The organism is Clostridium sp. ZBS2 (assembly GCF_023845855.1).
GTDB lineage: Bacteria > Bacillota > Clostridia > Clostridiales > Clostridiaceae > Clostridium > Clostridium aquiflavi.
Window position 1 is genome coordinate 1 of the sequence record NZ_JAMQIF010000040.1, and the last position, 9,653, is coordinate 9,653.

The window sequence follows — 9,653 nt, forward strand, 5'->3', positions numbered from 1 at the left end:
AAGTTAAGTTCCATCATCTCATCAATATTATATACTTCCTTATGCTCAATAAGTTTAAACCTAATCTCCATCCTATTTAAGAAATCATAAACTTCTTTTGACTTTTTTAACATTTTCGTATACCCCCATTCATCTCAATACATAAAATTTATTATTTCATTTCCCATTTAAACCCAAGCTTTCTGTGTTTTTAAATAAATTATAACATATTTTAATACCATATTATTCACTTTTTCTAGATTTTTCTTTTGATAAAAGGTATATATTTAATAAAATTCCTAGTGTCCCAATAACTCCTGATATAATATACACTAAATCACTTGTTTTTTCCCATATTATAATTGAACTAATTATTGTACAGATTAATACAATCCATAAAATGGATATAACTGTGTTTACAATAGTATTACTTAAGGAATTTCTATTGTTAGTGTTTTTATTAAACATAATATATAATCCTTTCTTGAATGATAAAACTTCTGTAATATATTACCATTATAATTTAATTATACAACACCATATAAATATCACATTGTTTTGGCCTTAAATATAGCTCTAATTTACCGTCATGATTACAATATTAATCTATCTTGTAACATTACTAGTTACATTTTTAGTAACTGTTTTTATAACATTATTAAGAATTAAAAATAAAAACATCCTTATAGCCACAAAATCAAAATTATAGCTATAAGGATATTTTATTGTACATCTCATGTTAAGGTTAAACGATGCTTTAGAACAAAGGACTAATAAAGCTAATTTATTTAAATACATCTCATGTTAAGGTTAAACACAACAGAGGTATGGAGTGCAACAAAAGACTGGCTATTTAAATACATCTCATGTTAAGGTTAAACAAAAATTAATGAAAGGAAGAGGTTAAATATAATTTAATTTAAATACATCTCATGTTAAGGTTAAACTACATTAAATCCAGATGATCCTAACTTACAAGTATAATTTAAATACATCTCATGTTAAGGTTAAACAATTCAGTTGATTTCAATGGTTCTGCTTCTATTCCATTTAAATACATCTCATGTTAAGGTTAAACCTTACTGAAACACTGCCCATACCAGCTCCAGTGGAATTTAAATACATCTCATGTTAAGGTTAAACATCCAAATTTAGAATTTCATCAAAGTTTGTTCCATCATTTAAATACATCTCATGTTAAGGTTAAACTATGTGTTTTAGGCGTTTTTTAGCTTTTCTGAAGCATTTAAATACATCTCATGTTAAGGTTAAACTCTTCCTCCTAAATTCCATCACTATATCCAACACATATTTAAATACATCTCATGTTAAGGTTAAACAGTTGTATCAAGTCAACAAACATCTACAATTAATAATTTAAATACATCTCATGTTAAGGTTAAACAATAATCTAAAAACAATTTTCTATTATCTAAAAGTATTTAAATACATCTCATGTTAAGGTTAAACCATAGTAAAATAGCCATTCTCTAAAATCAATAATATCACTAAAGCATTGAAACCTCAAGCTTTGAAGGAAACTTTACCAGGCGATTGTAAAATTCTCAGGAAAATTTAAAAAATCCACCTTATCCCTGTAATTTCAATGAACTAATGAGTTTTATATAAATTCACGGCTGGTAAAATAGAATGTTTAATATTATAGTAAACTATACGCTTTAGTAGTATCGCTCAGTAAAAAATCGCAAATTCAATCTCTTGAATAATGCGACTTTATAATCTGTTATTTAATTTTATTAATTGATTATCTAAGAATTTCATGTATTACATAGATAAATAAAATTTATATCCATTTTACAACTTTATCTAGCAACTTTCGTGGCCTTGGATATGGTGATTCATTGGGGTATCCAATTGCTACTGCTGCTACAAGTTCATCTTTAATATTTAACCATGAATATATTTCTTTGTCACAATGAAATATGTCACAAATCCAAAGAGTTCCTAATTTAAAATCCTGTGCTGCTAAAAGTAATGTTTGTATAGCAGCACCAATTGATTGAGTATCAGTAAGCAATCTATAATGATTATAGTCTTCTTCAAAATTAGAAAATGTATTAAATACTAAAACTACTGCTGATGCTTCATTAATTGAATTAATGCTTAACTCAAAACTACCAGTAGACTTATTCTGTTTTTTATCTCTATTTAAGGAGAACTTCATAAGGCTTACCAATTCATCTTTTCTTCTATCTTGTAAGACAATAAACCTCCATGGTTGACGATTTTTCCCTGAAGGCGCTTTAGTTGCTAATTCTAAAATTTTTTCTATTATCTCTTTTGATACTGTTTTATCTTGGAACTTTCTAATGCTTCTACGCTCTTCTATTGTTTTTATTACATCCATATTAGCCCTCCTTAATTAGTACCAAATCTACAATGTTTATAATAATTTATAATGATGCACTAATTATAACATACTTTATAATTATCACATTATCTAGTTTTCAAAGGACATCATTTTTATTGACTTTTAAATTATATATTATTATAATTAACTTGTCCAATGATTGGACAAGTTAATTGAAAGAAAGAAGGATTTAAATGAAAAAATCAACAAAAATATTTTTAATTTTAGGAATAATTTTCATATCTTTTAATTTAAGAGCTCCAATTACTTCCGTTGGATCTATAATAAATTTAATAAAGGCCCAATTTAATTTAAGTAATAGTATTGCAGGATTTATTACAACAGTACCTCTTATTATATTTGCTATTTTTTCACCGTTTGTTTCTAAAATAAATTCTAAGTTAGGATATGGGAAAACAATGATGGGTGGTCTAGCATTCATATTTATCGGAGAACTAATACGTTCTTATACAAATGCATTAGGATTATTTTTAGGTACTGCTATTATAGGAATTGGAATCGCTATAGGTAATGTTTTAATTCCAAGTATTATAAAGCTAAAATTCTCAAAAAATACAGGGGTAATTACAAGTGTTTATACAACAAGCATGTGTATTTTAGCAGCAGTAGGATCTGGTATAAGTGTACCATTAGTAAATAAATTCAACTTAAGTTGGAGAAATTCATTATGCATATGGTCAATACTAACATTAATAACTGTGTTTATTTGGATACCACAACTTAAAAATAATAATCAAGTTAAAATGTCTAACAATAATACTGAAAACAAACAAAATTCATCTATTTGGAAATCTCCTCTTGCTTGGTGGGTTACTTTGTTTATGGGAATCCAATCTCTAATATTTTATTGCTTAGTTGCATGGTTACCATCAATTATACTTTCAAAAGGAATGAGTTCTGAATTTGCCGGTACTATGTCTTTTTTATTTCAGTTAGTGGGACTTCCAGCTACTCTATTATTTCCTATAATAGCTGATAAGTTTAAAAACCAAAGAGGAATAGCTACTCTATCATCTGCAATATATTTTGTAGGAATGATTTTTCTTATGGTTTTCAAATCAACTTCATTAATAATCATTTCACTTATTTTTGTAGGTATTGGTATGGGCGGAAGTATTAGTCTTGCTATTGCATTTATAGCTCTTCGTTCTCCAAATGATAAAAAAGCAACTGAACTTTCTGGAATGGCTCAATCAGCTGGATATGCATTTGCTGCAATTGGTCCTTTTATGCTAGGATTTATTTTTGATTTTACATCATCATGGATGATCCCCTTAATAATACTAAATTTCTGTATCTTATTATTAATTGGATGTGGATTAAAGTGCGGGAAAAATGAAGTTGTAGATGACTTTTTAGAAGACTTAACTGTAGAAAAGTGTTAAAAACATAAAGATGCTATACTATATCAAATTTACTTTTGATATAGTATAGCATTTTATTTATAGATTTAATATTTTTTCTATTGTATTAGATGCTTTATCAGGATTATGAGAAGATATATTTTCAAATAACTCTATATGAAAATTATCTATTTTATTTTCATCTAAGTTTTTAAGATTTTTATTATGTATTTCAGTTTGAATATACTTAGAAATACTTTTGTATAAATCATAAAAAATAGAGTTATGACAAGCTTTTGTAATCTCTATATGAAACTTTAGATCTGCAACAGAATTTTCCTTTACAGTATCTTTAATAGTGTTTCTTTCTAATAAAGCTTCTTTCATATTCCTAATATCATTTTCATTACATCTTTCTGCAGCTAAACGTACAATTTGTTTTTCTAGGAACCATCTAACTTCTGCTATCTCATTAACACTAGATTTTGTTAACATCTCTTTCATATTCGCTTCAAATCTACTACTTGCTATAACATAAGTTCCTGAACCTTGACGTGACGATAAAACACTAGCTTGAATTAATGATTGAAGAGCTTCTCTAATAGTATTTCTACTTACATTAAATTGGGTACTCAATTCAGGTTCAGAAGGGATTTTTTCTCCAACTTTCCAATCCCCTCGTAAAATTGCATTTTCAAATTCATCTGCTATTTGTTTAGTTAATGATACTCGAATTGGCTTATTTATACTCATCTAAATTTATCTCCTATAAATTTCAAAAAATAAAATAGTTATATTTACTATATATTATAGACGAATATTATTATGTAAACAATAAATTTGATATCACCTTTGCTATAAAAATAGTTTAATTATTTATTAAAACTAATATTCAAAATTAAAAGAAGTTATATTTTTATCAACATATGAATATAAGAAGACAAGAAGTTGTCTTCTCTAAAAATATATTAATTAAGCAAGGATACTAATCTCTTAAATTTTGCTTTTATTTCTTAACTGCCAAGCAATAATTCACATTATCAAATGCTTTTATAGGATGCTCTGGATTTGATTGATTATATTTTTTGAAATACTGCTTAGTTATTTCATTTGGTGTTAAATGCTCATAAATTAAGAAATTACTATGAGCTAATAGTTTTTCCAACTCTAAATAAGAATAACTTGCAAGCATTTTTTCGTTTGATGCACTAGTCATTGCAATTTGCTTTTTAACTCTTTCCCCTGCCTTTGGAGTATAAGTATCCTCATCTTGATAATCAAAAACAATGCTACTGCCTTTTGGCACAATACTTGAAATAGTATTTATTGCATGTTCAAAATCTTCCTTAGTCAAATAGTAATTTACTCCAAGTAAACTGCAAAAACTTATTTTGTTTTGCTCAAACTGCAAACATTCAATTAGATTTCTCTCCCAAGTCTTTTCTGTAAAATCAATAGGTATATAGTGTAAATTGGAAGGTTTTTCTGTAATTACTGATTGAATACGCTTTTGCTTATCAATTCCAGTTAAAGGATGGTCAAGTTCAAATATTTGAATATTTTTTGCCCAGTCAGGCTGACGATATGCGAATGTATCATACCCAGCAGCAAAAATCAAATATTGCTTTGCACCAATTTTTACTGCATTTTCAAGCGACTTTTCTGTAAATGCCGCTCTACCAATTGGAGTTGGAGATAACTGATTATCAACAATAAAGCGTAAAGCTTCATCCTGTGTACCCTCAAATGATGGATTGAAAAATTTGATACCTTTTGACATATTACTTACAATTTCTTCGTATTCATTTTGAGTTAGAATATCCTTTGCTAAGTAATCATCAAATACTTTCTCTGTATTTTGTATTGAATGATATGCTCTTGAAAAGGCGCTTATGAGTGCTGTCATACTTTTTTTCTCCATAAAATTATCACCTCTAATATAATATTTTATTTATTTGAGAATTTAACTAATAGGTTTTCAAAATTTTTTTCTACACTGTGAAGCAAAACATAAATTACAAATCCAAATAGCGAACCAGCAACACAAGATAAGATTATTTCAGTTACGCTAAATGCTAATATTAATGTTGCAGTATAAAGAATATAGATACTCAAAGGTAAAAATAAAATTGCAGTTATAATGCCTGGAACATAATGTTTAAATTTTATTGTCAAATTTAAATGAGCTGTAATAAAGTGAGCTGCAGTGGCAAAAAAAAGTCCATACCAAATATAATAGCTATTAAAAATGATTGAAAACAAGGAAGCAAATGAAAAAATCAGAAATAGGATTTCTACTCCAATTGAGAAGGAATCTGTACTTTTAAAATCTTCAAATGGCTTCTTTTTTATTGTGCAGGTGTCAAGGTAATTCTTATACCTTTTCTTCCAAGCTGAAACAAGTATAATTTCTTCAAAATCATGGATCATAAATATAACAGGAAATAACCAAACAATAACATTTATACTATTCATATAAATCACCCCCTTAAATTAAGTCTAATACATAGTCACATATGAGAATTTAATTCACACATGTGACACTTAGCTTCAAATATAGTATAATGCATTTATAGATAATATCAATACTATTTAGATAAGTGCTACATATTAAAAGAATTTGTGACACTTTAGGAGGTATACTTTGAAACAAAAAACAAATCGAATTGCTGAACAATCTAAGAAATGGTTAATTGAAGCTCTCTTTGATTTAATGAAAGAAAAACCATACTCCACTATTACAGTTAAAGAAATATCAGATAAAGCACAATTATCAAGAAGAACATTTTATCGTAATTTTAAAGTTAAAGAAGATCTACTATGTAAATACACAGATTATTTATTCGAAGACTATATAAGGTCTATAAAAGAAAACACTGATTTCTCTTTTGATAGTACTCTTATTAATTATTTTGAATTCTGGAATAAACATATTAAAGAATTAGAATTACTTAAACAAAATCACTTATTTTACTTTATCATGGAAAAAATAAATTCATTTATACCTGATATAAATAAATTTTCAGAAGTTCAATGGCATGATTATGATAACCATATTGAAGAAGAATACATAGTTCTTTATAACATAGGTGGTCTTTGGAATGTGTTATCTAAATGGATAGACAATAACGAAAGAGAATCTCCTAAAGAAATAGCTCAGGCAATTAAAAAAGCAATTAGAAATTTTTCAAAATCAATTTAAAACAGTGCTTTATATAACAATGTTTATGTAAAAATAGCAAAAATTATATACCTCAATCTGCTAAAAAAACTTTCATAATTAAATTTTTACTGATGAGCTAACAAGATTAGCAACTTAATCTCGTTAGCTCTAAATTTTATCTTTCTAATAAAAAACAATATACTTTTAAACATCATTTTCACAAACTGCAGTTTGATGCTAATATGAATAATATTACATAAAAAATTACGATTGTGAAAATTATAGGTATCTTTAACATTGTATTATTTCATTTTCAGAGATCATCGTTCGTATTTCAATTTTCAGCATTTACGTCGCATTTTTTACAGGTTGTACACTTTTTTAGAATTTCATATAAAAAAACACCTAAGATACTTAAATCCTAAGCATTTATAAAAATATGAATATAAGAAAATAAGAAGTTATCTTCTCTAAAAATATTTCAACTTATTAATCTATCTTGTAACATTTTTAGTAACTGTTTTTATAACATTATTAAGAATTAAAAATAAAAACATCCTTATAGCCACAAAATCAAAATTATAACTATAAGGATATTTTATTGTACATCTCATGTTAAGGTTAAACGCATTGGAAGATTTTAAAATGTCAACTTTAAAATAATTTAAATACATCTCATGTTAAGGTTAAACATATTATGATTCAACAAAAAAAGAATATTTTACAGTATTTAAATACATCTCATGTTAAGGTTAAACCTGGAAAGATTCCTATTATTGGTGAATCACTAAACTAATTTAAATACATCTCATGTTAAGGTTAAACCTTTTAGCTTTTGAATAATCGTCAATTTTTTCATCTATTTAAATACATCTCATGTTAAGGTTAAACTCCGTATAATTATTATAACTTATTGCAAGGAATAGCATTTAAATACATCTCATGTTAAGGTTAAACATAACACGTTCTTGTATAGTTTATATTTCTAAAAAATTTAAATACATCTCATGTTAAGGTTAAACATAACACGTTCTTGTATAGTTTATATTTCTAAAAAATTTAAATACATCTCATGTTAAGGTTAAACCATAGCAAAATAGCCATTCTCTAAAATCAACAATATCACTAAAGCATTGAAACTTCAAGGTTTTAAGGAAACTTTCCCAGCCGTTTATAGGATTCTCAGAAAAATTTCCAAATATCATTTTAACCCTGTAATTCTAATGGATTAAGGAGTTTCACATGAATTTATGGCTGGTAAAATAGAATGTTTAATATTCTAGTTAAACTGTACACTTTCTTAGTATTGAATAATAAAAAATCGCAAATCCAATTCTTTGAATAATGCGATTTTACACTCTGTTATTTATTTTTATAACTTAGAATAAATTCTATCAGGCATATGTTTTAAAATAAATGCCATAACTCCCCATCTTTTAGTTACATATGCTATTTTCTTTCTTTGTTTTATTTTCTCATGTATTTGATATGATGCTTTCTCAAGGGGTTGAACCCAAAATAATCCTTCTCCTTTAGCCATATCTGTATCTACTAATCCTGGTCTAATATCTGTTATTGTTATATTAGAGTTACTTTTTCTAACTTTACATCTTATGCCTTCTAAATAATTAGAAAGAAATGCTTTAGAAGCGTTATATGAAGGTGCCCCTCTACTTCCTCTTAACCCCCCAACAGATGATATTACCACTAATTGGCCAGAGTTTTTTTCCATGAAATGTTTTAATGAAATATTAATCATTGATGTAACTCCAGATACATTAACATCAATTACTTCTTTTTCCTTATTCCAATCTAATTCTTCATTTAAATCTCCAATACCTGAAGTTATTATTATTAAATCTACACCACCCATTTCATTAATTAATTCAGTTAATTTGTTCATTGCTTCATCTTGTTTAGAAATATCAATACTTTTTATATATGATTTTGTAGGTAGTTCTTTTTGAAGCTCAGATAACAAGTTACTTCTTCTTGCAGCTAATCCTAGATTATATTTCTCTTTTGAAAAAATTTTTGCTAATTCTCTTCCAATTCCACTACTTGCACCAATAATAATTGCCTTATCCATAAAACGTTCCCCCCTTTAAACCAACTTGTTTAATAAACTGAATTCATCAGCTTTGTTTACACATTTCAACAAATTCAATAGGATGTTGAATAATTTTTGAAATTTCCTCTATAGAATATCCATTGTTAAGATAACGTTTTGCTATAACTGTCATAAATTCTCCTATCTCTATAATATGATGGTCAGGGTCATAAATACGAACAACTCTTTGTTGCCATTCATGTTTTTTAGGCTGATGAACATATTCAATATTTTCATACTCTTGTATCTTTTGCATAAATGCTTCAAAATTATCTACCTCAAAATATAATTCCATATTATTTGACTTCTCCTTAACAGAATTAGCAGATAAATTTGTAAGCCACGCAAAATCCTCTTGTATTGCAAACCCACCACTAAACGTTACATTTTTACCTAAATCAAGAATAACTTTTTGGTCAAATAGTTCCTTATAAAACTGTTTAGAAACATTAACATCTTTCACTGCTAATAGTGCCAATTTAAATTCCATATGTTATCTTTAGTAAGAGAATGTATTATAATTACCAAACTCTTACTAAAGTTCACCACCTCTCATTTTATATACTTTTAAGTGTATAACAAGTTATTATTTCACATTGTATTTTAATATGTTATTTATTTCCAAACTCAATATTGTACGAATAAAAAACTCATTTAAGAAACTCA

The 9,653-nt window shown here is 26.7% G+C and carries 9 protein-coding genes and 2 CRISPR repeat arrays; of the genes, 2 read left to right on the forward strand and 7 right to left on the reverse strand.

The features are described from left to right. Positions 1 to 222 precede the first annotated feature (222 nt). Both NG918_RS16140 and NG918_RS16145 read right to left on the reverse strand, forming a co-directional pair. The gene (locus NG918_RS16140) at positions 223 to 447 is read right to left on the reverse strand and encodes a hypothetical protein (protein WP_252227057.1); all 225 of its coding nucleotides are present in this window, start codon (positions 445 to 447) and stop codon (positions 223 to 225) included. Positions 448 to 700: 253 nt separating this feature from the next. Next, positions 701 to 1,449: a CRISPR direct-repeat array (repeat unit 30 nt; unit sequence ATTTAAATACATCTCATGTTAAGGTTAAAC). Between the two features lie 334 nt (positions 1,450 to 1,783). Next, positions 1,784 to 2,347, reverse strand: a complete 564-nt coding sequence (locus tag NG918_RS16145) for a nitroreductase family protein (RefSeq protein ID WP_252227059.1) — start codon at positions 2,345 to 2,347, stop codon at positions 1,784 to 1,786. Between the two features lie 197 nt (positions 2,348 to 2,544). Between NG918_RS16145 and NG918_RS16150 the strand changes: the two genes are divergently transcribed. Then, positions 2,545 to 3,756 carry a CynX/NimT family MFS transporter gene (locus tag NG918_RS16150; RefSeq protein WP_252227061.1) on the forward strand — a complete coding sequence of 404 codons (1,212 nt, stop codon included), beginning with the start codon at positions 2,545 to 2,547 and terminating at the stop codon, positions 3,754 to 3,756. Positions 3,757 to 3,813: 57 nt separating this feature from the next. Here NG918_RS16150 and NG918_RS16155 read toward each other — a convergent pair whose 3' ends face one another. From NG918_RS16155 to NG918_RS16165, 3 genes are all read right to left on the reverse strand, one after another. Then, complete coding sequence (locus tag NG918_RS16155; protein WP_252227063.1) at positions 3,814 to 4,467, reverse strand: FadR/GntR family transcriptional regulator; 654 nt, start codon at positions 4,465 to 4,467, stop codon at positions 3,814 to 3,816. A gap of 253 nt (positions 4,468 to 4,720) precedes the next feature. Continuing rightward, positions 4,721 to 5,635, reverse strand: a complete 915-nt coding sequence (locus NG918_RS16160) for a class I SAM-dependent methyltransferase (protein ID WP_252227065.1) — start codon at positions 5,633 to 5,635, stop codon at positions 4,721 to 4,723. 26 nt (positions 5,636 to 5,661) lie between these two features. After that, on the reverse strand, positions 5,662 to 6,189 hold the full coding sequence (locus tag NG918_RS16165; RefSeq protein ID WP_252216883.1) for an HXXEE domain-containing protein: 528 nt from the start codon (positions 6,187 to 6,189) through the stop codon (positions 5,662 to 5,664). Positions 6,190 to 6,358: 169 nt separating this feature from the next. Between NG918_RS16165 and NG918_RS16170 the strand changes: the two genes are divergently transcribed. Next, the gene (locus NG918_RS16170) at positions 6,359 to 6,916 is read left to right on the forward strand and encodes a TetR/AcrR family transcriptional regulator (protein ID WP_252216884.1); all 558 of its coding nucleotides are present in this window, start codon (positions 6,359 to 6,361) and stop codon (positions 6,914 to 6,916) included. Between the two features lie 558 nt (positions 6,917 to 7,474). Further along, positions 7,475 to 7,964: direct repeats of the CRISPR family, unit length 30 nt; unit sequence ATTTAAATACATCTCATGTTAAGGTTAAAC. Between the two features lie 285 nt (positions 7,965 to 8,249). Here the strand turns inward: NG918_RS16170 and NG918_RS16175 are convergent. Together NG918_RS16175 and NG918_RS16180 are read right to left on the reverse strand one after the other, a co-directional pair. Continuing rightward, complete coding sequence (locus NG918_RS16175; RefSeq protein WP_252216886.1) at positions 8,250 to 8,966, reverse strand: SDR family NAD(P)-dependent oxidoreductase; 717 nt, start codon at positions 8,964 to 8,966, stop codon at positions 8,250 to 8,252. 46 nt (positions 8,967 to 9,012) lie between these two features. After that, on the reverse strand, positions 9,013 to 9,477 hold the full coding sequence (locus NG918_RS16180; RefSeq protein WP_252227068.1) for a glyoxalase/bleomycin resistance/dioxygenase family protein: 465 nt from the start codon (positions 9,475 to 9,477) through the stop codon (positions 9,013 to 9,015). Positions 9,478 to 9,653 lie beyond the last annotated feature (176 nt).